This is a genomic window from Citrobacter sp. Cpo065 (genome assembly GCF_030332805.1).
GTDB lineage: Bacteria > Pseudomonadota > Gammaproteobacteria > Enterobacterales > Enterobacteriaceae > Citrobacter > Citrobacter portucalensis.
The window spans coordinates 687,687-708,473 of the sequence record NZ_JAOWHC010000034.1; the positions used below are offsets into that span (position 1 = coordinate 687,687).

17 protein-coding genes and 1 pseudogene are annotated in these 20,787 nt (G+C 49.4%); 14 read left to right on the top strand and 4 right to left on the bottom strand.

Annotated features, from left to right (window positions below; genetic code table 11):
- Window positions 1–58 precede the first annotated feature (58 nt).
- The 3 genes from OGY68_RS19370 (at window position 59) to OGY68_RS19380 (ending at window position 3,798) form a co-directional block, all read left to right on the top strand.
- On the top strand, window positions 59–1,495 hold the full coding sequence (locus tag OGY68_RS19370; RefSeq protein ID WP_191227116.1) for a glycoside hydrolase family 32 protein: 1,437 nt from the start codon (window positions 59–61) through the stop codon (window positions 1,493–1,495).
- A 30-nt stretch (window positions 1,496–1,525) separates the two neighbouring features.
- Window positions 1,526–2,473: a PfkB family carbohydrate kinase gene (locus tag OGY68_RS19375; RefSeq protein ID WP_191227115.1), complete on the top strand. Its 948-nt coding sequence runs from the start codon at window positions 1,526–1,528 to the stop codon at window positions 2,471–2,473.
- Between the two features lie 65 nt (window positions 2,474–2,538).
- A complete protein-coding gene (locus OGY68_RS19380; RefSeq protein WP_286581252.1) occupies window positions 2,539–3,798 on the top strand; it encodes an MFS transporter in 1,260 nt (419 codons plus the stop codon).
- Window positions 3,799–3,874: 76 nt separating this feature from the next.
- On the opposite strand, the pseudogene OGY68_RS22925 reads toward OGY68_RS19380, so the two are convergent.
- The 4 genes and pseudogenes from OGY68_RS22925 to ycgZ all read right to left on the bottom strand — a co-directional run bounded on the left by OGY68_RS22925 (window position 3,875) and on the right by ycgZ (window position 5,409).
- Window positions 3,875–4,425: pseudogene (locus OGY68_RS22925) on the bottom strand (LuxR C-terminal-related transcriptional regulator).
- 133 nt (window positions 4,426–4,558) lie between these two features.
- Window positions 4,559–4,825 carry a biofilm development regulator YmgB/AriR family protein gene (locus OGY68_RS19395; protein ID WP_008784990.1) on the bottom strand — a complete coding sequence of 89 codons (267 nt, stop codon included), beginning with the start codon at window positions 4,823–4,825 and terminating at the stop codon, window positions 4,559–4,561.
- Window positions 4,826–4,859: 34 nt separating this feature from the next.
- A complete protein-coding gene (locus tag OGY68_RS19400; protein ID WP_008784991.1) occupies window positions 4,860–5,132 on the bottom strand; it encodes a hypothetical protein in 273 nt (90 codons plus the stop codon).
- A gap of 40 nt (window positions 5,133–5,172) precedes the next feature.
- Window positions 5,173–5,409 carry a regulatory protein YcgZ gene (ycgZ, locus tag OGY68_RS19405; RefSeq protein WP_003833500.1) on the bottom strand — a complete coding sequence of 79 codons (237 nt, stop codon included), beginning with the start codon at window positions 5,407–5,409 and terminating at the stop codon, window positions 5,173–5,175.
- Window positions 5,410–5,727: 318 nt separating this feature from the next.
- On the opposite strand from ycgZ, the gene OGY68_RS19410 reads away from it, so the two are divergent.
- The 11 genes from OGY68_RS19410 (at window position 5,728) to dhaL (ending at window position 20,785) form a co-directional block, all read left to right on the top strand.
- Window positions 5,728–6,957: a diguanylate phosphodiesterase gene (locus OGY68_RS19410; protein WP_286581249.1), complete on the top strand. Its 1,230-nt coding sequence runs from the start codon at window positions 5,728–5,730 to the stop codon at window positions 6,955–6,957.
- A 203-nt stretch (window positions 6,958–7,160) separates the two neighbouring features.
- Entirely contained in the window at window positions 7,161–7,892 is a 732-nt protein-coding gene (locus OGY68_RS19415) for a MerR family transcriptional regulator (protein WP_008784993.1), read from the top strand.
- Between the two features lie 309 nt (window positions 7,893–8,201).
- The gene (locus tag OGY68_RS19420; RefSeq protein ID WP_048235239.1) at window positions 8,202–8,732 is read left to right on the top strand and encodes a Csu type fimbrial protein; all 531 of its coding nucleotides are present in this window, start codon (window positions 8,202–8,204) and stop codon (window positions 8,730–8,732) included.
- Between the two features lie 14 nt (window positions 8,733–8,746).
- Window positions 8,747–9,469 (top strand): fimbrial biogenesis chaperone, encoded by a 723-nt coding sequence (locus OGY68_RS19425; RefSeq protein ID WP_048235238.1) that lies wholly within the window; start codon window positions 8,747–8,749, stop codon window positions 9,467–9,469.
- 55 nt (window positions 9,470–9,524) lie between these two features.
- A complete protein-coding gene (locus OGY68_RS19430; RefSeq protein WP_286617328.1) occupies window positions 9,525–11,810 on the top strand; it encodes a fimbria/pilus outer membrane usher protein in 2,286 nt (761 codons plus the stop codon).
- 13 nt (window positions 11,811–11,823) lie between these two features.
- Complete coding sequence (locus OGY68_RS19435; RefSeq protein WP_057066769.1) at window positions 11,824–12,792, top strand: Csu type fimbrial protein; 969 nt, start codon at window positions 11,824–11,826, stop codon at window positions 12,790–12,792.
- Window positions 12,793–13,114: 322 nt separating this feature from the next.
- Window positions 13,115–14,389, top strand: a complete 1,275-nt coding sequence (locus OGY68_RS19440; protein ID WP_032943729.1) for a Glu/Leu/Phe/Val family dehydrogenase — start codon at window positions 13,115–13,117, stop codon at window positions 14,387–14,389.
- Between the two features lie 396 nt (window positions 14,390–14,785).
- On the top strand, window positions 14,786–16,645 hold the full coding sequence (locus tag OGY68_RS19445; RefSeq protein WP_131820868.1) for an STY4199 family HEPN domain-containing protein: 1,860 nt from the start codon (window positions 14,786–14,788) through the stop codon (window positions 16,643–16,645).
- A gap of 38 nt (window positions 16,646–16,683) precedes the next feature.
- Window positions 16,684–18,795 carry a hypothetical protein gene (locus tag OGY68_RS19450; protein WP_057066772.1) on the top strand — a complete coding sequence of 704 codons (2,112 nt, stop codon included), beginning with the start codon at window positions 16,684–16,686 and terminating at the stop codon, window positions 18,793–18,795.
- Between the two features lie 275 nt (window positions 18,796–19,070).
- The gene (dhaK, locus tag OGY68_RS19455) at window positions 19,071–20,141 is read left to right on the top strand and encodes a dihydroxyacetone kinase subunit DhaK (protein ID WP_008784998.1); all 1,071 of its coding nucleotides are present in this window, start codon (window positions 19,071–19,073) and stop codon (window positions 20,139–20,141) included.
- An 11-nt stretch (window positions 20,142–20,152) separates the two neighbouring features.
- Entirely contained in the window at window positions 20,153–20,785 is a 633-nt protein-coding gene (gene dhaL, locus OGY68_RS19460) for a dihydroxyacetone kinase subunit DhaL (protein ID WP_020996617.1), read from the top strand.
- The last annotated feature ends 2 nt before the right edge of the window (window positions 20,786–20,787 follow it).

A 20,787-nucleotide genomic window follows, 5' to 3' on the forward strand; every position in this document is an offset into this window, starting at 1 on the left:
GAGAAAACCGAGAATGTTAACGTTATCTTTTGATCAATTCACTTACAGGGACAAGCAAATGACGTCACTACTTTCCAAAGCCAACGAAGCCTTAAGCCAGCAGAAAGACCTTGTAAACCCGCGCTGGTATCCACGCTATCACCTGGCGCCACCAACGGGTTGGATGAACGATCCCAACGGTCTGTCCTGGTTCGATGGTTACTACCATGCGTTCTATCAGCACTATCCGTGGCAGCCGGTCTGGGGACCAATGCACTGGGGCCATGCGCGCAGCCGCGATATGGTGAACTGGGAGCACTTACCCATCGCACTGGCACCAGAAGGGCCGGAAGATAAAGACGGCTGTTTTTCCGGTTCAGCGGTGGTTGAAGGCAATAAGCTGGCTCTGATCTACACCGGACATAAGTTTGACGGCGAGGCGAAAGAGGAAAACCTGTATCAGGTACAGTGCCTGGCCACCAGCACCGACGGGATTCACTTTGAACGCCAGGGCATGATTCTGGATACCCCGCGAGGTGTACACCATTTTCGCGATCCGAAAGTCTGGCAAGAGGGAGACAACTGGTACATGGTGGTGGGCGCCCGGGTCGATGACGTGGGCGAAGTGCAGCTCTATCGCTCGCAAGATCTACAGCACTGGCAGTTTGCCAGCACGCTCGGCAGGGCCGATGACGGCATGGGCTACATGTGGGAGTGCCCAGACCTCTTCCCACTCAACGATAAGCTCGTCTTCATGTTCTCGCCTCAGGGCATCGCCGCAGACGGATACGATTGCCGTAACCTGTTCCAGAGCGGCTATATGGTCGGCGAATGGCAGGATAATCTCCATTTTCACGTCACCCACGCCTTCCAGGAGATGGATCACGGGCATGATTTTTACGCCCCCCAGTCATTTACCACCCCGGATGGGCGCCGCATCGTGATTGGCTGGCTGTCGATGTGGGAATCGCCAATGCCAGAACAAGCCGACGGCTGGGCGGGCATGCTTACTCTCCCCCGCGAGGTGACGCTCGATACCGATCAGCGGCTGCGTATGAACCCGGTGAAAGAGCTGGAATTATTACGCGGTGAGCTTCATGTCTGGCCGGTCAGCGAACTGCACAATCGCATCCTGATGGTAGAGGAGCAGGCGCACGCTATTGAAGTCGAACTGAGCATCGATATCGCCCGCAGCAGTGCTGAAGAATATGGTATCGCGCTGGGTGGCGGACTACGGGTCTACGTCGATGCTCAGGCACAGCGTCTGGTGCTGGATCGTCGCTACCCGCAGCATGGTCTCTCTGGTTATCGCAGCGTGCCGCTGCCAGTTGGTGACCGGCTGGATCTGCGCTTATTTATCGACAGCTCCTCGGTAGAGGTATTTGTCAATCACGGTGAATATACCCTTAGCAGTCGTATTTATCCTGAACCGGACGATCGCCAACTGACCTTATTCAGCCTGAACGGACACGCCATTTTTAATCAAGGGCATGCCTGGCCGCTCAGCGCCAAATAAACACCCGTCTTACTGCTTTGGGGAAAAATAATGACTATCTGGACGCTCGGAGACGCTGTGGTGGATTTATTGCCGCGCGACAATATGCAGTTTGAAGCCTGCGCGGGAGGGGCTCCCTTCAATGTGGCAATCGGCGTGGCTCGCCTTGGCCGCGCCAGCGGTTTTATTGGCCGTGTGGGCAATGACACTTTTGGTCGATTTCTGCATCAGACGCTGGAAACAGCGCAGGTGGATACAGGAAGTCTGGAGTTTGATGCACATCAGCACACCAGTACCGTACTGGTTTCACTGGCTCCCAACGGCGAGCGGCAGTTTGAGTTTTTGGTCAATCCGTCTGCCGATCAATTTCTCAGCCCGGCGAGACTGCCCGGCTTTGGCGCCGATATTCTGCACTTCTGTTCGCTGGCGCTGGTTGCCCCTGACTGCCGCGCCACCCTCGCCCAGGCTATGGCCGCATTGCGACAGACCGGCGGTACTCTGAGCTTTGACATCAATCTGCGTCCGCAGATGTGGAGCAACGAGATGCAGATGTTTGACCTTGTCAACGAGTTTGCCCGGCGGAGCGACATTTTGAAGATGTCGGAAGAAGAGCTGCTGTGGCTAACACAGACCAACTGTCTCAGTAGCGCCTGCGAACGTCTGGTTGATTTTCCTGCACGCCTGAAAATCGTCACCTGCGGTGCCGACGGCGCTATCGCTTTCTGGCAAAACAGCAGGCTAACTTTAAGCGGCTATAACGTCGAAAGTATCGATACTACCGGCGCCGGTGACGCCTTTATGGCCGGGCTGCTGGCGGCACTCGCCGAGGAAGGCTGGCCCACATCGACGGCAACGCTACTTCCACTTATCGAGCAGGCCAGCGCTTGTGGTGCTCTGGCGACCACCCGGCGTGGCGCGCTAAGCGCGTTTCCCGACAGCCAACACCTGAGCAGCTTTATTCAGTCACAACCGTCGCTACGGAGAACGATTACCCCGTAATAAAGCGCACTCGTTACGTCGTATCAGAAAGACCTTACAATGACCTGATCTGGATTGGAAAAATCATGAAGATAAATATGCCGTTCAGTAATGACAAATATCGATACTCATCCGGGTATCTGCTCTTTTTCTTTGCCGCCTGGTCGTTGTGGTGGTCTTTTTATGCAATATGGCTAAAAAATAAACTTGGCCTATCCGGAACGGAGCTGGGAATGCTGTATGCCGTAAACCAGTTCTTTAGCATGCTGTTTATGCTGGTCTACGGTTTTCTGCAGGATAAGCTCGGCACCCGTAAACACCTTATCTGGCTGATGGGGATAGTCATCACGCTCAGCGGCCCGTTCCTGATTTATGTTTACGAACCGCTGCTGACCTCCAACTTCAAACTTGGTATGGCGCTGGGAGCCATTTTCTTTGGCCTTGGCTACCTCGCGGGTTGTGGTCTGGTAGAAAGCTTCGTCGAAAAAGTGAGCCGCAAATTCAACTTTGAATTCGGCACCGCCCGCTTGTGGGGATCGCTTGGCTACGCCGCAGGGACATTTGTTGGCGGTATCTTCTTCAGCATCAACCCACACATTAACTTCTGGTGCGTATCGGTAATGGGGGTGTTATTCCTGTTGATTAACGTGTTGTTCAAAACCAACTCACCCGCCCCATCTTCTGTAAAAACGCGTTCTCCTGAACCCGACGCGCTGACCCGAAAGGATTTTCTCACTATCTTTAAAGATACGCAGTTCTGGTTTTTCGTTATCTTTGTCGTCGGTACCTGGTCGTTCTATAGCATCTACGATCAGCAGATGTTCCCGGTGTTTTACGCCAGCTTATTTGACGATCCCGAACTGGCACCACGCGTATACGGCTATCTCAATTCGGTACAGGTCTTTATGGAAGCCGTCGGTATGGCGCTGGTTCCATTCCTGATTAACCGCATCGGGCCTAAATCCGCATTGCTGCTGGGTGGCACAATCATGACCTGTCGAATCCTGGGTTCAGCACTGTTCACCGATATCTATATTATCTCCTTGATTAAAATGCTTCATGCGCTGGAAGTTCCACTGTTTGTTATTTCAGTGTTTAAATTCAGCGTAGCGAATTTTGACAAACGCCTGTCATCAACGATATATCTTATTGGCTTCAATATCGCCAGTTCCATTGGCATTATCGTGCTGTCACTGCCTGTCGGTAAGTTGTTTGATAAAGTGGGCTATCAGGAAATCTTCCTGATTATGACCAGCATTGTGGTAATAACGCTAATATTTGGCTACTTCTCGTTGAGCAAAAAACATCATCAGCAGAAGATGGGAAATGAACTGGTGACAGAGTAGCGAAGTTTAAAATATATCGGACAGGGCCATTGGCCCTGTCGTATCCCCCAAAAGTAAGTACGAACTGTCGATTTATTCAGGCATGTTCCAGCCAGTTGCGGAATATTTTCGCTCGCAGTATTCCCTGAAAATCAATCAGCCCAGAACAACCAAGCTTCTTGATCAGATTCTGCCTGGCCTGGTAAATCGTTTTCAAATGTAGATTTAACAAGGCGGATATCTCAAAAATAGTTCGACCTTCTCCTAACTGCGTTAGAATATATTTATCTCGCGCAGTCAGCGAAATATTTAGTTCCGACTGATTGTCGTGTATACCGCCAGAACGAGTAATATCAATAATAAATTGTTTGAAGGTGGCAACGCTAACATCTATTGGCAGTCTGTAAAGTGATAAATCATTGAGATATCTGTACAGATGACCATCAATCAGCAGTACCAGACGATGCGTTTTCAGATCGTAATTTTGCCTTTTTACCGCCTCAAAGTGATTGGCGGTGAAAAATCCAGATGCGTCTTATCATCTTCGAAAACAATATCTGCAAGAATATTCTTTAGCCCTTGCCTGATAAAAATATCATCAATCCATAACTCTGCGTTTCCAGTGTGTTCCTGAACGATGTTCATCATTATGGCCTCAATGAAAAATCACAATTGTTCTATAGAGGGTGCTATGTATAGTCTTAATCAAAAAAATGCTCAGCATGAGTGCTTTCAGCATATAACAAAGGTACTGTACATATTATATTAATATGAAGATTTTTTAGACGTCGTCAGCTGTGTAGCGCAGCACTATTTCCAGGGTTTTTCTGATAACATCTGCCTGGACAACATCAACTGTTGATTCCAGAGAACTAATCAGGCTTAAAATGATGTTTTTATTATTAACATTATCACCTGCCAGAATTACATTTGTTACCGCCTGTCCCAATACCACAGACTCATCTGCTAATAGCTCACCTGCATTATGGAAGTAACTTGATAAAGCTTTATCCGTCATTACACTGTGGACATTAATTTCATGAAGCATGGTAACCTCGCTTGTATAGTCTGGAAGATTATCTTTAATGTAATTTAGGGTTTTTGCTGGCACTGAAAGCACTCTCATCTCTGGTTTTATCCGGTTTTCTACTTATCTTCCCCGGATTAATGTTTGTAAAATCATTGATAACGCTGTCAATTAATTGCTTGCGTGTGCCATCTATTTCACTGGCCTGCATAAGTCGCAATTGCTTAATCACTGCGGCTAACGAAACGTCTGTATGCATTCGCAAAATTTCTAGCACAGCCAAACCTGTAATTTCATGTTTCAGGCGTTCACTATCAGTTTTCTTCATAACTCCTTCACTACTTACCCCTATAAGTAAGGGGTTTATTTTATTCAAAAAGCAGACCAATTAACGCATTGTAATGTTTCTGTTCTTTCTCCCCGGATGCTTTTTCAAGACGACACAGAAGCTTGGTGCAAAGTGATTTGCGGTTCAGATTTCGTCCATCCTTGAGTATCTCAGTGACGATTTCTCCCAATGTTTCCTGTTGAGTTGGCAGATGCGCCTTCGCAAAGTAACGAGAAATCGCGCTTGCAGTATCAGTGCGAACGGTATGCTGCTGCATGTCATGCTCCTGTAACAAAATGCTGGTGAATATTAAGTTTTATAACAGTAGCAAAGTTGTACCAAAAATGTGTACAACGAGAACCATCAATTTTTATCAAAAAGTGCTAAATCAATACAATCAGTAAGTTAGATAAATACCAAACTACATGAAATCAAATTCGGTTGTACAATTCACTTCGTTTAACGAATGAATTCGATCTGTTTGAGGGTCTTTGTTTGTAAAAATAAAGTTAGAATAATGTATTAAAATCAGGACATAAGCTGGTTTGTTTGATACTGTCCATATCTCTTCCCTTCCCTTGATCCCGGACTGTCCATGCTCACGACCATTATTTACCGTAGCCATCTACGTGATGACGCCCCCCTCAGAGCGCTTGAGGATATGGTGACAGCCGCAAATCTAAAAAACCGGCGATCCGATGTTACGGGGATTTTACTCTTTAATGGCCGCCACTTTTTCCAACTGCTTGAAGGACCTGAGGAGCAGGTAAAAGAGATTTATCGTTGTATATGTAACGATCCACGGCACCACAATATCGTTGAGCTGATGTGTGATTACGCGCCTGCGAGAAGATTCGGAAAGGTGGGAATGGAGTTATTTGATTTACAAAAACATGAACGCAATGACGTCCTGCAAGCGGTACTTAACAAGGGAACATCAAAATTTCAGCTCACCTATGATGACCGGGCATTACAGTTTTTCCGCACATTTGTCCTTGCGACGGAAAAATCGAGTTATTTTGAAATACCTGCGCCTGATTACTGGAGTTTTATTACCGACAACTCTTGTACTCTCCTGGATGAAAGCACACTCCAGTCCAATATCGATTTCAGCTTTGCTTTTCAACCCATTATCGATCCTATGTCGCAGCGCGTCATTGCTCTGGAAGCACTTATTCGTGGTAGAGACGGTGAAACGCCCGCAACTTATTTTGGCAACTTAACTCCTGAAGAACTGTATACCGCGGATCTGCAGAGCAAAAAGACTGCTTTTGCAATGGCAAGCGCGCTGGGACTTAACGACAAAATGCTGTCAGTCAATCTGCTCCCTATGACCCTGGTAAACAAACCCAATGCAGTCAGCTTTCTGATAAACGAAATCGCGGCGCACGGACTGGTGCCTGAACAAATCATTGTAGAGTTTACCGAAAGCGAAGTTATATCGCGCTTTGATACGTTCGCGCAGGCCGTAAAGTCACTCAAGGCTGCGGGGATCTGTGTGGCGATAGATCATTTTGGGGCAGGTTTTGCCGGGCTTCAGCTTCTGTCTCGTTTTCAACCCGACCGAATTAAGATAAGCCGCGAGCTGATCACGGATGTGCATAAAAGTGGACCAAGACAGGCCATCATTCAGGCAATTATAAAATGCTGCACTTCACTGGAAATCATGATTTCCGCAGTCGGCGTTGAAAAACCTGAAGAGTGGATGTGGCTTGAGTCCGCAGGTATTGAAATCTTCCAGGGTAACCTTTTTGCACAAGCCTGCCTGAATGGTATTCCGTCTGTTGCATGGCCAGAGAAAAATGATTTCTCAGCGTCAAAATAACTAACGCATTGTTATAAATAAACAATCACCACAACCGCCCTCATGCTGAACATAAAAATTCAGCATTTACTCCCTGCGTGATAGTAAAGTAAATCTTAATTTTGCTAGAATCCTCTGTATGTTTTGTACAATTTGATGCATGTTGTACAAAGTAACAGGAACCGCATATCGGTGACGGAGAATCAGGAGTGCCCGGGGGAACTATGGCTTATTACAGCATTGGGGATGTCGCAGAACGTTGCGGGATAAATCCTGTCACCCTTCGGGCATGGCAACGACGTTACGGTTTACTCAAACCTCAACGCAGTGAAGGCGGCCACCGACTCTTTGATGAAGAAGATATTCAGCGTATTGAAGAAATAAAACGTTGGATTAGCAATGGCATACCTGTTGGGAAAGTTAAGGCATTGCTGGAAACCAGTACCCGTCAAGCTGACGACGACTGGAATCAATTACAAGAAGAGATGATGAGCATTCTTCGCATGGCGCATCCACCGAAGCTGCGAGCCAAAATTACTGCACTCGGTCGCGTTCACCCCGTAGATGCGCTGATCGATCACGTTTATCTTCCCGTACGTCAACGGCTGATACTTGACCATAATACATCCCGCATAATGAACAGCATGCTTGATGGCGCATTGATTGAATATGTTGCCACACTGCTGTCTGAAACGCGGCGCAAGTCAGGAAAGGATGCCCTCCTGATGGCCTGGGATGTTGAAGACAGAACCCGTCTGTGGCTCGAAGCCTGGCGCTTATCGCAATCTGGTTGGCATATTGCCGTTCTGGCTGAACCCATTGAATCGCCAAGACCTGAACTTTTCCCTGGGCAAACCCTTTTTGTCTGGACCGGTATTACGCCAACCCGCAGACAAAATGAACTGCTCCAACACTGGAATGAACAAGGTTATAAGGTCATTTTCCACAGCCCGTAACCTACACGTAATACGTGTAAGATAAATCATACAACTCTCATTTTTTGGCTGGTTATTTTGAGTACCACCCAAGGAATATGTTGCCCTCTATCCTCCTGACTTAACCCCGGCCATAGCATAAAAATAAAACAATATACTAACCCATTGGTATTATTTTTTTGCAGACGACATCACCTTTTTCCTAAGTAAAATTCATTAGATCAACTGGCGTACGTCTAATACTTATTCTAGGGTTAAATTATGTCTTCTTGTGCCACATTATTGTTTTTCTAAAGTAATAAATGTGGTTATTTGAAAAAGGTAAAGGATATGGCTCTAGTCTTAGACAAACGCTTAATTCTTTGTTGCTGCGCCTTTTCCATTATTTCTGTGGCAAATGCAGCAACCGTTAACGGAACATTTCAGGTGCTGATGACGATTCAAAAGGCCTGTACCGTGACTGCCGGTTCAGCTTCAAATATTACGCTTGGGCCCGTCAATACTACGGCAACTAACACGAGTGGAAACAACACGATTTCTGTCAACTGTTCAAAGACGACGCCCTATTTTATTGGCCTCGCGCCTTCAACGGCTAACGGCGGTAATGCCCTCGGCGCCGGGGCGATGTCCTCAGTGGCTAATTCGGCGACGAATACCGACAAAGTGCCCTATCAACTCAATCAAACATCAGCAACAGGCCCGGTTTGGGGGAATACTGCCACCACTACCGAACCAGGAAACGGCGTTGCGGCAACCGGAACTGGGCTGGCGCAGACTTTTACCGTTTATGCCACCGCACCGAACGCCAACTTCACGCCTGACAACTATGCCGACACGGTAACGGTTAACGTTAACTACTAACTTCAGGAAGCCATATGAGAGTAAAACTGCCTGTAAAGCAGTGTGCCTGCGCATGCCTGCTAGGGATGGTTGCGAGCATCAATCTTGCCACCGCCAGCGGACTGCAAATAGCCCCGGTCACGTTAACGTTGCAAGCGACGCAAAATGCCGATGGTATCTGGCTGAGTAACGCGGGTGAAAATGTGCTCAATGCCCAGGTTCGGGTTTTTCGCTGGAGTCAAAGCGCTTATGACGACAAACTCTCCCCCTCTCAGGGGCTGGTGATTAGCCCGCCGATGTTGGCATTGGCCCCTGGAGAACGACAGCTGATACGCGTTATTCGTACAAGCCCTCCCTCGGCACATGCCGAAGACGCTTATCGTTTGTCGATAGATGAGTTACCGCCTGCAAAAGTAGAAAAAAACAAGCTTCAGTTTGTGCTGCATTATTCTGTTCCCGTTTTCATTCAACCAACATCAGCGGCACAAACGCAGGCAAAACTGCAATGGAAATTACAGCAGCTGGATGGCAAAAAATTTATTGAAGTCAGTAATCAGGGAAATGGGCATGCACAGTTATCTGCTGCAACATTTATAAGCCCTGACGGTACTAAAAAAGTCATTACACCCGGACTATTAGGCTACGTTTTACCCGGATCAACAATGCGCTGGATAGTCTCCCCGTCAGCCAGGAATAATCATTACGGCGGGAAAGTTGAAGTCACAATCAATGGCCAAAAAACAGTACAAGATCTGTAACAGATCCTGGCTTCTGGTGAAATATTGCTTTCTCAATGGAGTATTAATATCGGGAATGGTTTGCGCACAAACGCTGAATAATAACCAGAACGAAAATGGTGTTATTAATAGCGCCTCGCAGATTACGGGAGTCGATTTGTATCTCGACGTCACCTTAAATGGGAATCCCGTTGGGCTGGTTCATTTTGGCTACGATAATGGAAAGCTTTATGCAGGAGCAGATACTCTGCGTAAAATGGGCTTTCGCTTTGCTCCAGACGCCACTAACGCCGTCTGCCTGAACGATATCCCCCAGCTAACCATTGACTACAACGTTCAGTTGCAAACGCTCTCGCTTACTGCGCCGCTCAGTTCACTCGATCTTGCGACCACGCAGCTTAACTCGCCCACCGAAACCGCGCCAACGGCAACAACATCACGCGGGGCGCTGCTCAATTATGATATCTATACGCAACAGGGGGATGAAAGCGCAATCAATACCTTCAGCGAAATTCGCGCCTTCAATGCGACCGGCGTGCTCAGCACCACTCAGTTGACGCAGTACTCTACCGAGGAATATGCCGATAACAGCGTTGAGCGCCTCGACACCAGCTGGCGTACGTCATTTCCTGATTCGATGTTGGCGTTAACCGTGGGCGATACCCTGACTAGTTCACTCATCTGGTCCCGACCGACGCGAATCGGCGGCATTCAGATAGGCACCGATTTTGGGTTACAGCCCTATATGCCAACCACCCCGCTTCCAGCATATCTGGGATCCGCGACGTTACCGTCAAACGTTGAGCTGTACGTCGACGGCGTCAGGTACTACAACGGAGAAGTCCCCGCAGGTAGCTTTCAGATCAACACAATGCCTAACATCAGCGGCGCGGGAACGGGTCAGGTGATGATGACAGATGCGTTGGGCAGAACGAGCGTACAAAATTTCTCGTTCTACAACGATCAGCAACTCCTGCGGGAAGGATTAACCGCCTGGTCGGCAGAATTAGGCACGGTACGCGAAAATTATGGTTACTCCTCTTTTGATTATGCCAGCGTACCGGTATTGAGCGCTACGTGGCGTCGCGGGTTTAGCAATACGTTCACCGCCGGGACTCACGCGGAAACCAGCGATGGACTGATTAACGCGGGCTTCAGTAACGACTGGATCCCAGGAACCCGCAGCGGCACGTTTTCGACCTCACTTGCCGCAAGTACCGACTCAGGAAAGAACGGGTTTTTGTACAGTTTTGGTTACCGTTGGTCCGGCGAACGGTTTAATTTCAGTACCAGTACCACGGCAACTTCCGGCGATTATCGCGATGTCGCCACCCATTACGGTGAGCCGCCCCCCACGTTCAACAGCAACACGGTTATTGGTTATTCGCTGGAAGCAGCTGGAAATGTCAGCCTGAGCTATTTGCAGTTTCGATATCCACACGAAAATGCGGTGCGCTACGCCAATGCCAGCTGGTTTAAATCTCTCACCGACAACATCTCACTGAATGCCGGATTCAACCAGAACATTGACGACAACCGCGATCGTAGCCTCTATCTGATGGTAACCATCACGACCGACAACAATCTGAGCGCCAGCAGCACCCTACAACGTACCAACGACGAAACCGGTTACCAGCTCAACGCCAGCCTGACGCCCCCTGCCGACGGCGGCTGGGGCTGGAATCTGGCTGCCAGTCAGCAGGCTTCCCGGCAAAGTGGCCAGGGCGAAGTGGGATATCTGGGACGTTATGGTAAAGCGTACGCGGGCTTCAGCCGTTTACCGGATAACCATTACGGTTATGCAGGCGCAACCGGATCGCTGGTGACCATGGGAGGCGGCCTGTTTGCAGCAAGAGAAATCAATAATGGTTTTGCCGTCGTCTCAACTGACGGCGTGCCTGATGTTCCGGTCAAATTGCAAAATAACCTGATCGGTCGCAGCGATGACCAGGGACTACTGCTGGTCACACCGCTCAACAGTTATCAAAAAAACCTGATCAGTATTGACCCGATGGATCTCCCTGCCAATATGCGGATCGCACGCGTTGAGACGAATGCCACGCCAGCCGATCGTTCCGGTACTTTGGTTAGCTTTGGCATCACCCCCGTCCGCGCTGCGCAGATTATCCTCGTCGACAATCAGGGTAAGCCAATTCCTCAAGGCAGCATGGCTAACGCCATCAACGAAAAAGGACAATCGTCTGTCGTTGGCTTTGATGGAATGACATGGTTCGACACTCTTGAGCAGCACAACACGCTGCGCGTTGATACGGACACCGGTAGTTGTCGCGTGCAATTTGATTATCCCGCGTCAGCAAAGGGGATTGTGCAAATAGGCCCACTGGTTTGTCGCCCACACTAACAGGAGTGCGCTCATGAGGTTAAGACATCTGCTACTCATCGCTGCCGTACTTTTTTGTCCGGCAATTAGCCATGCGGTAACCTGTTCGGTGAGCAATGTGCAACCCATAAATTTAGGTTCGGTCAATCCACTGTCTGCGACAGGCGCAACGTCATCAATGACGTTCAGTTACACTTGCACCAAAGAGCTTGGTGACGTGCTGGCAGGGATCAATCTCTGTTTTAATATTGGCGCCTCGGCCGTCAGTGGCCAGGTGACAACCCGAAATATGTCGTTAAGCGGAAACCCCGCCAGAACGCTGGCATACCAGCTTTACCAGGATAGCGGGCGCACCAAAGTCTGGGGCAGCCAGTATCAGTCAGGAACCACTTTTCCCATGGTACAGCTTAACCTGCTGAATCTGACGCCAGTGACGGGTTCACTCACGGTATCGGCGCAGATCGTCACGCCACAAACGGCAGCCGTCCCCGGAAATTATCAGGATAGCTATACGACGGCAACAGCCCTTGTCACCCTCAATCCCGGATTGCTTTTCCCGCCAACCACCTGTGGTGATACCGTTGCCGCCAGGTTTCCTTTCACCGTCACAGCTGCTGTCAGCAAACAGTGTAATATCACCTCCGCGACTAACATCAGCTTTGCTCCCACCAGCGGAACGGGTCGTAATCTCACGGCGTCAAATAACGTAGGCGTAGCCTGTTCCAATAACACGCCTTACACCATCGGACTTCAACCCTCCAACGGCAATACGGCAGGCAGCGGCGTGATGGCAGGCTCGGGGTCAAATACGGATAAAGTCCCCTACCAGCTTAGTTCGACGCCAGGTCCTTCCGGTATGGTGTGGGGCAATACATCGCTCAATACCGTTGCGGGCAGCGGCACGGGGACAACGACTACCTACCCGGTTTACGCCACCGTTCCCAGCGCAAACTACACGCCAGACAACTATGCCGATACTGTCACCATCGCAGTGACCTACTGACGCCCAGCTTAACAGCAATAAAGCAAACACATTTTATTATCATATTATTTACTTTTAGAGGTGCGTCATAAATCTGACAAATTGCGATTTTTACAATTTATGCATATTAAACTACACAAACCGCAAAACAACCGCGATGAAAGCCAAAACTAAGAATAACTATTCACCACCAAGCCAAAACCCACACTACTCATACTGATAATCCGTGTTAGCCAGACAGGCTGTTCTATGAAAAAAATGTTAAATTTAGGTTTATATGGTGAGATTCACTGTATACCACGGCCAAATTAAGAACATATTACTTTTAAAACTAAGGTTTATCATGGATAAGTTATCTTACGCTTCAGATAGCAGCACATCTGCCTGGAATACCTACCTGCAACAAATCGAGCGTGTGGCCCCTTACCTGGGCGAACTTTCCCATTGGGTGGATACCCTGCGCCACCCAAAACGCGCGCTGATTGTCGATATCCCGGTGCAGATGGATGACGGCACTATCCGTCATTTTGAAGGGTATCGCGTGCAACATAACCTCTCCCGCGGTCCGGGCAAAGGCGGTGTGCGTTATCATCCTGATGTTGATCTTAATGAAGTGATGGCCCTGTCTGCATGGATGACCATCAAATGCGCAGCGTTGAACCTGCCGTACGGCGGAGCCAAAGGCGGTGTGCGCGTCGATCCGTTCTCACTTTCTGAAGGTGAACTGGAGCGTTTAACCCGCCGTTATACCAGCGAAATCGGCATTATCATTGGGCCGCAGAAAGACATTCCTGCGCCGGATGTAGGTACGAACGGAAAAGTCATGGCCTGGATGATGGATACCTACTCCATGAACCACGGCACCACCGTGACCAGTGTGGTCACCGGTAAACCTATTCACCTCGGCGGCTCGTTAGGCCGTGATAAAGCCACCGGTCGCGGCGTTTTCGTCAGCGGTCTGGAAGTCGCGCGTCGTGCGAACATTGAAGTTGAAGGCGCTCGCGTGGCGGTACAAGGTTTCGGTAACGTCGGCAGCGAAGCCGCCCGCCTGTTCGCCGCAGCGGGTGCGCGTGTCGTCGCTATTCAGGATCACACCGCAACGCTGTTTAACTCCACGGGTATCGACATGACCGCGCTGTCTGCCTGGCAGTTAGAGCACAAACAGATTGCCGGTTTCCCAGGCGCTGAAACCATCGCCAGCGAAGCCTTCTGGAGCGTGGAGATGGATATCCTGATCCCTGCCGCGCTGGAAGGACAGATTACCCGTCAGCGTGCAGAAATACTGACCTGCAAACTGGTACTTGAGGGCGCTAACGGCCCGACTTACCCGGATGCCGATGATATGCTGGCAAGCCGCGGTATCATCGTGGTACCTGACGTCGTATGTAACGCAGGCGGCGTAACCGTCAGCTACTTCGAATGGGTCCAGGACATGGCAAGCTTCTTCTGGAGTGAAGAAGAGATCAATAATCGCATGGACAAAATCATGACTGATGCAATGGTGCACGTATGGGAAAAAGCAGCTGAGAAATCCTGCTCCCTGCGTACCGCAGCCTACATTGTTGCCTGCGAACGCATTCTGCTGGCACGTAAAGATCGCGGAATTTATCCGGGCTAATACGACGGCAGATACACCAACGTTTTTGACCGACGATAAACGCCAGTCGTGAGTTACGCCAATAATGCTGCATTATTTGTGGCATTATTGGCGTGTAGTAGCCTGATTCATCTGCCCCGCTTTCTGCGTTTTACTTACCCAATATCTGCGCATTTTGTTAGCCAATAAACATTAAATTCCATCGCTGCAACCATAATTTGCGTTAAGAACCCATAGCAACGCATTATTGGTTGCAATGTCTACTACCAATATTACGCCCCCCATATATATTGACGAACTGATTAAAAATCCCGAATAATTGTCGAATTATGGCATTCTGGCTGCAGGGAAAGTTGCCTGACACAGTGCGATTAGATCGGGCCGGGAAAACTCAGCGAATAACCACGTGAGAATATAATGGTCGATCATTCATCTGCTTCTGAGCACAACGATTTTACTCGTTGCCTGTCTCTTTTCGACAGCGCATTTCCACAAATCTTATCCCTGCTGGGTATGCCAGCCCCCACGCAACTTTCGCCTGATACGTTTTATTATTCACTTGATAAAGCCCGAGAGAGATTGGGCAACTGGAGCAGTGTAGCGGCCCGGTTTAACTATAATGAGCAGGAAATGGCGAGCTTTCTTGCGGCATTACGCACCTTGAACAAATGGCTCGGCAGAAATACAGATGGCCAGCCTGCCGACAGAAATCTGACCATTGCCGCGTTGCGTTTTTTGTGGCAGCTCGAATATTTGCGAGAAAAACAGCCTCAATTAACTTATTCAACGACGCTGCATAACGAAGGCGAAGAAAAGCAGTTACGTAGTTTGCAGCAGGTACGAGCATTAGAGCTGACCATTCGTAGTTTAATTAATGAAGCGTACAATAACCAACAAGCCCTACTTGAGCACCTAAACAAACTATTTGGTCAGGAACGTGTAAAAAAATGGCTCAACGTTGCCGATCGTGATGACGTATTGAGCGGTACCCTTTTCAGTGAACTCGCCTCACTATTTATTGATAAAGACGAATATCCCATCCACTACTCTCCACTTTATCAATATACCCCTTTGCTCAGCTTTGTTAACGATAAACGTAGAACACTGAATACCTTTCTTGACGATATTCGCGTAATTCGCAACCGTCTGGCGCATCATAAGCGGGTAACCTCCGTCCAAACAACATTGGTGAATTACTATTACCAAGAAATTACTGAGCCGGTACAGGAGGCCTTCGACGAAGGCCGGGTAAAAGTTAACCCTGATCGCTTTTTTGATGACAGCAATGCTGAGGTTGCTCACTATTTCGAACAGACAGCCCAAAAAATTGAAGATCTCGGCGGTGACGTTCAGGAAATAAAGGATGATCTGGTGGCTCAGGCTCAGGATATTGGAAAAATCAAAATTGATACGCGCATCATTCGCAATCGAGTAGCCTGGGTGCTGGGCGGTATCGTCGTCATTATTGTTGGCTCAGTACTGACTTTCGGAACCTCAACCAAGACGCTGGTGAATACGGAGTCCATCCGTAGCGATCTCGGGGAAGTGGGTAAAACGGTTGCTGGGGCGAAAAAAGAAACCAGTAACGATCCGCGTAAAGAACTGGCGAATATCGGCATTGCCTGGGATGAAAAAAATCTTCGCGCCGCTATCGATCGCGGTGATACCCAGGTTGTCAATCTGTTTCTTGCCGGAGGCATGCGCTGGAAACTGTATTATGCCGAAGCCGCATTACAGGAAGATCGCCAGGAAACGTTGAATGCCCTATTACAATCAGCATCGTTGATGGATGAAAAAAACGGCTGCCTCAGAATGGCCGGTAAATTACGTCAGCAAGCGGACCACAATGGCACGCTGACCCCCATACAGATTCGTTATTTAAAAACATTCTGTTCTTCTGCCAAGGATGTTCAGGGTATTAAAGCGGAACTCGACAGAGCGCTTAATTTTGAGAAAGCCCAGAAGAAAGCTTACGATGAAGAAATGGCCAAAAATGAACCTGCAGGTCGCTGTGAGCGCCGTCTGATGGCCGATAATGCGCGTGAGTTACTGGCTGACGCGGCGCAATTTTCACTGCAAAGACCGACCACTTATTCACTCCATGATGTGTTATTGAAAGAACTGAATACGCGTCTGATGTTCGGCACACTCAACGAGGCAGAGTTAAAAAGCCTGGTTAAGAACTACTGCGTAAAACAAGAAAACCATGAACCCAATATTGCGATTGGCGATAACTGGAGTCGCTCACAACGGGTCATTTATAACGTAGTCAAATAATGAGCGATCCAACAACACATTCATCGAAAGAGAATTATATGTTCGCATTCAATAATGCATGGCCGCTGTTTACTTTCGAGTTCAATCCGTCGCAGCGTGATGCACCGGCAGGCAGCCTACTGATCGGATTGGGCGACGGCAATGATACGGAAAGCCATAAGGGTGTCGCGCTCAATAACAAAGGATACCGTGCAGGTCACTACAATTCGGTGAGTGAACTGGTGGCAAATGCCGACGATCGTCAATGGTCTATATGGCGCAGTAAACTCTCAAGTGTCCAGGGAATACAACGAATCGTTATCGAAGATTTCTCTCTGGATACCTGTTTTACGCTGTTGCTGTTTTTGAACCATCTCGATGCCGCTGGTTCGCTGTCGCTATCAGCACATCCGTGGCTGGAATACGTCACCGCATGGGAAAGCGGTATTTATCTGGACGGTGATGATACAACTCGTTCTGCCGCTTGCTTGTTATCCGCACTCGCGCATAGCAGCCTGTGCGAGCAATCCATGGATGATACTGTCGTTGTTCGCCACAACATGCTGGCCTGCCTTCGCCTGTTGAGCGATATGATGATAGCCAACCCAGACCCCACCGCAGGCATTATGCCCATGCACACGCAATGTTATGCAAGTGCGGTCGCAAGTCTGGCGTATGAGCAACAGATTTACCAACACGTGATCAAGCGTTCGGTTACCTGCCAACTCCTGCTGGATCTCGGCACAGGCCGGCGGCAAACGGTGGTTGATGCATTGTTTATTACCGAAACGCTCCCTTCTGGGATGTTGAAAATTCTCGCGCGCTGCGATAAAGAACGCAGTTGGACGCACAATGGATTTGGGTTGCTGGCCATTTATCGACCACGAGAAGTGGGTACGGGAAATGATATCGTTATTTCGCTCAACCCGATTCAGGGGACACGCCTTGATGCCCTGTGGTCCGCTCTGGAACAACGTGAAGATGTGGCCTGGCAAGGACTACGCCCGCACGATACTCCGCGTTTTCTCGAAAGCTATCGCCTGGCCGGAAGCGATAAATTGATCCCAGGCGCACCGAACCAACCCTGGTACGACGATCAAGGCAGAATGACGCTAATTGCGGCACCGAAGCAGCTTGCTCCCGGAGAGCCCGGCTCGAAACTGACCTGGCAAAAAGACGTTTTGCCCGCAATCTGGGAAAATTATTTTACCCGTTATCTTGATAACGCCATTGTGCCAATAGCTTTACCCGAACTTGATTGCCGCACAAAAGGTAAATGCATTCGTGTCTATCAGCATCGCATCCCGGAGGGTGGTGATATTACGATCGTCCCGCTGATGCGAATGATCGATACCCCCACCTTTCATGCCTGGCTGGCAGCACAGAGCGATAGCACGCGCGTCGTTAGGAGTCCTGCGGATCTCCCCCCCACCAGCGAGTACCACTGCCAATGGTACAGCAATATTCTGGTTGTCGCTCACCGTCATGGCGTCACAATCTTCTGTCGCGAAGAAGAGGATAAACATCTGGCGATACTGATTAAAGCGGCCATTTCTGTAGCGGATGTAAGCCATGAGTATGAAAATTTTCTGGCGAACTCAGCCCAACAGATTGAACAGTGGCTCAAGGATCTGCTCGAGTCGCAGCAAAAACACAACCGAAAGGGAAAAATTCGTCGTCTATCTGACTGGTCCGAAATGATGCTGGAAACCAAAGCCCAGGCGCTAAAAGCCATGAATAAAGGTGCTTTAGTCGGCAACGATGCCCTACATAACCAGCTGAGTGAAGATCTCTCTCGGCAGTGGGGATTGTCTGAGCAACGTCAGGAGCTCATGACGCAGATAGAGCAATTGGATCAGCTCATGCGCCAGGCTATTAGTCAGCGTCAGGAAAAACGCCAACGTATTTACGGCGCACTGTTTTCTGCTTTAGCACTCGGCGCGGCGGCTAACCATATTTGGGAACCGATTAAAGAGATAAAAACAACAAACCTTTATGAATGGCAACTCATGCTATTCAAAGAGCAGCCAGCCCCAGCAATGGACAAGTTACAGGCGATTGCTGCAGATGCCGCGCGATATGAAGTCTATACCCTGGCTATTCTGCTAATTTTTGGTTTTATTGGTTTTATCTTGTTCTGGTTTTTCGATTTTAATGGCAAAGAAGAGTAAGGAATAACGTTTTACTCATGATGCCGTCAGCATAAACTTTGCCGCATCTCTCACTTCCGCTGTTTTATGCACCACCACGTTTCAATATGGAACATTAAAAGATGCTAATGTTCCGTATTGAAACACCAATCACATCAATTTTCTTTTGACTACCCGTGTGCAAAATTACCTTATCGGCAGCGAGCGGTCGCCGTGACGTTGAACCAACCGATACCCTACATCAGATGCCTGCCCGAATTTGGCAGCCATCCAGGACTGTCTGCGGAGCATAAATAATGAAAAAATTGATCAACCGTGTTGAAGACGTACTGAATGAACAACTCGCCGGACTGGCGAAAGCGTATCCTTCCCTGGCACTGCATCAGGATCCTGTATATGTCACCCGCGCAGATGCGCCGGTGATGGGCAAAGTGGCACTGCTTTCCGGTGGCGGCAGCGGACACGAACCTATGCACTGTGGCTACATTGGTCAGGGCATGCTCTCTGGCGCCTGCCCGGGCGAGATTTTTACCTCACCCACGCCAGATAAAATGTTCGAATGCGCCATGCAAATTGACGGTGGCGAAGGCGTGCTGCTGATAATCAAAAATTACACCGGCGACATTCTTAATTTCGAAACCGCTACCGAGCTGCTGCATGAAAGCGGTGTCAAAGTCACCACCATGGTTGTGGATGACGACGTGGCGGTGAAAGACAGTTTGTATACGGCCGGTCGACGTGGCGTGGCGAATACCGTATTGATCGAAAAACTGGTCGGCGCGGCCGCCGAACGCGGTGATTCGCTGGAAGCCTGTGCGGCGTTGGGCCGTAAGCTGAATAACCTGGGCCACTCCATTGGCATAGCCATTGGCGCCTGTACCGTTCCAGCCGCCGGACAACCGTCGTTCACGCTGCAGGATAACGAAATGGAGTTTGGCGTAGGTATCCACGGGGAACCCGGCATTGACCGTCGCCCCTTCACCTCTCTCGATCAGACCGTTGATGAAATGTTCGATACCCTGCTGGAAAACGGTAACTACAGCCGTACACTCCGCCACTGGGACAACGTCCAGGGCGCGTGGCAGGAAGGTAAAGAAAGCAAGCGTGCGTTACAAAGTGGCGATCGCGTTATTGCGCTGGTCAATAATCTCGGTGCGACGCCGTTGTCTGAGCTCTTCGGCGTGTATAACCGCCTGGAAAGCCGTTGTCAGGATGCAGGCATCGTCATTGAGCGCAACCTGATCGGTTCTTACTGTACCTCTCTGGATATGACCGGTTTCTCGATCACCTTGTTACAGGTAGATGACGAAACGCTGAGCTTATGGGATGCACCGGTTCACACCCCTGCCCTCAACTGGGGTAAATAAGGAGATTCATGATGTCCCTCAACAGAACGCAAATTGTTAACTGGCTCTATCGTTGCGGCGAGATCTTCACCACAGAAAGTGATTTTCTCACCGGGCTTGACCGGGAGATCGGCGATGCCGACCACGGTCTGAACATGCATCGTGGTTTCAGCAAAGTCGTTGAAAAGCTGCCGTCCATCGCAGACAAAGACATCGGCTTTATTTTGAAAAACACCGGTATGGTGCTGCTCTCAAGCGTCGGCGGGGCCAGTGGACCACTGTTTGGCACCTTTTTTATTCGCGCCGCTCAGGTGACTCAGGCTCATCAAAGCCTGACGCTTGAAGAGCTGTATCAAATGATGCGTGATGGCGCAGAAGGTGTGATTAGCCGCGGTAAGGCTGAACCTGGCGACAAAACCATGTGCGACGTCTGGCTACCGGTTGTCGAATCCTTACGTCAGTCCTGCGAGCAAAAGTTAAGCGTACAGGCAGCGCTGGAAGCGGCAAGCCAGCAAGCGGAAGCCGCAGCGCAAAGCACCATCACCATGCAGGCTCGCAAAGGCCGTGCCAGCTATCTTGGTGAGCGCAGTATTGGGCATCAGGATCCCGGCGCAACGTCGGTCATGTTTATGATGCAAATGCTAGCTCAGGCGTCCAGAGAGTAAGG

What these genes read in the sequence shown, in the direction of transcription:
- OGY68_RS19440 (WP_032943729.1), top strand. Translation starts at nt 13,115, where the DNA reads ATGGATAAGTTATCTTACGCTTCAGATAGCAGCACATCTGCCTGGAAT.
- OGY68_RS19375 (WP_191227115.1), top strand. Translation starts at nt 1,526, where the DNA reads ATGACTATCTGGACGCTCGGAGACGCTGTGGTGGATTTATTGCCGCGC.
- OGY68_RS19420 (WP_048235239.1), top strand. Translation starts at nt 8,202, where the DNA reads ATGGCTCTAGTCTTAGACAAACGCTTAATTCTTTGTTGCTGCGCCTTT.
- OGY68_RS19410 (WP_286581249.1), top strand. Translation starts at nt 5,728, where the DNA reads ATGCTCACGACCATTATTTACCGTAGCCATCTACGTGATGACGCCCCC.
- OGY68_RS19450 (WP_057066772.1), top strand. Translation starts at nt 16,684, where the DNA reads ATGTTCGCATTCAATAATGCATGGCCGCTGTTTACTTTCGAGTTCAAT.
- OGY68_RS19430 (WP_286617328.1), top strand. Translation starts at nt 9,525, where the DNA reads ATGGTTTGCGCACAAACGCTGAATAATAACCAGAACGAAAATGGTGTT.
- dhaK (WP_008784998.1), top strand. Translation starts at nt 19,071, where the DNA reads ATGAAAAAATTGATCAACCGTGTTGAAGACGTACTGAATGAACAACTC.
- OGY68_RS19395 (WP_008784990.1), bottom strand. Translation starts at nt 4,825, where the DNA reads ATGCTTCATGAAATTAATGTCCACAGTGTAATGACGGATAAAGCTTTA.
- OGY68_RS19435 (WP_057066769.1), top strand. Translation starts at nt 11,824, where the DNA reads ATGAGGTTAAGACATCTGCTACTCATCGCTGCCGTACTTTTTTGTCCG.
- OGY68_RS19400 (WP_008784991.1), bottom strand. Translation starts at nt 5,132, where the DNA reads ATGAAGAAAACTGATAGTGAACGCCTGAAACATGAAATTACAGGTTTG.
- dhaL (WP_020996617.1), top strand. Translation starts at nt 20,153, where the DNA reads ATGTCCCTCAACAGAACGCAAATTGTTAACTGGCTCTATCGTTGCGGC.
- OGY68_RS19380 (WP_286581252.1), top strand. Translation starts at nt 2,539, where the DNA reads ATGAAGATAAATATGCCGTTCAGTAATGACAAATATCGATACTCATCC.
- OGY68_RS19425 (WP_048235238.1), top strand. Translation starts at nt 8,747, where the DNA reads ATGAGAGTAAAACTGCCTGTAAAGCAGTGTGCCTGCGCATGCCTGCTA.
- OGY68_RS19370 (WP_191227116.1), top strand. Translation starts at nt 59, where the DNA reads ATGACGTCACTACTTTCCAAAGCCAACGAAGCCTTAAGCCAGCAGAAA.
- ycgZ (WP_003833500.1), bottom strand. Translation starts at nt 5,409, where the DNA reads ATGCAGCAGCATACCGTTCGCACTGATACTGCAAGCGCGATTTCTCGT.
- OGY68_RS19415 (WP_008784993.1), top strand. Translation starts at nt 7,161, where the DNA reads ATGGCTTATTACAGCATTGGGGATGTCGCAGAACGTTGCGGGATAAAT.
- OGY68_RS19445 (WP_131820868.1), top strand. Translation starts at nt 14,786, where the DNA reads ATGGTCGATCATTCATCTGCTTCTGAGCACAACGATTTTACTCGTTGC.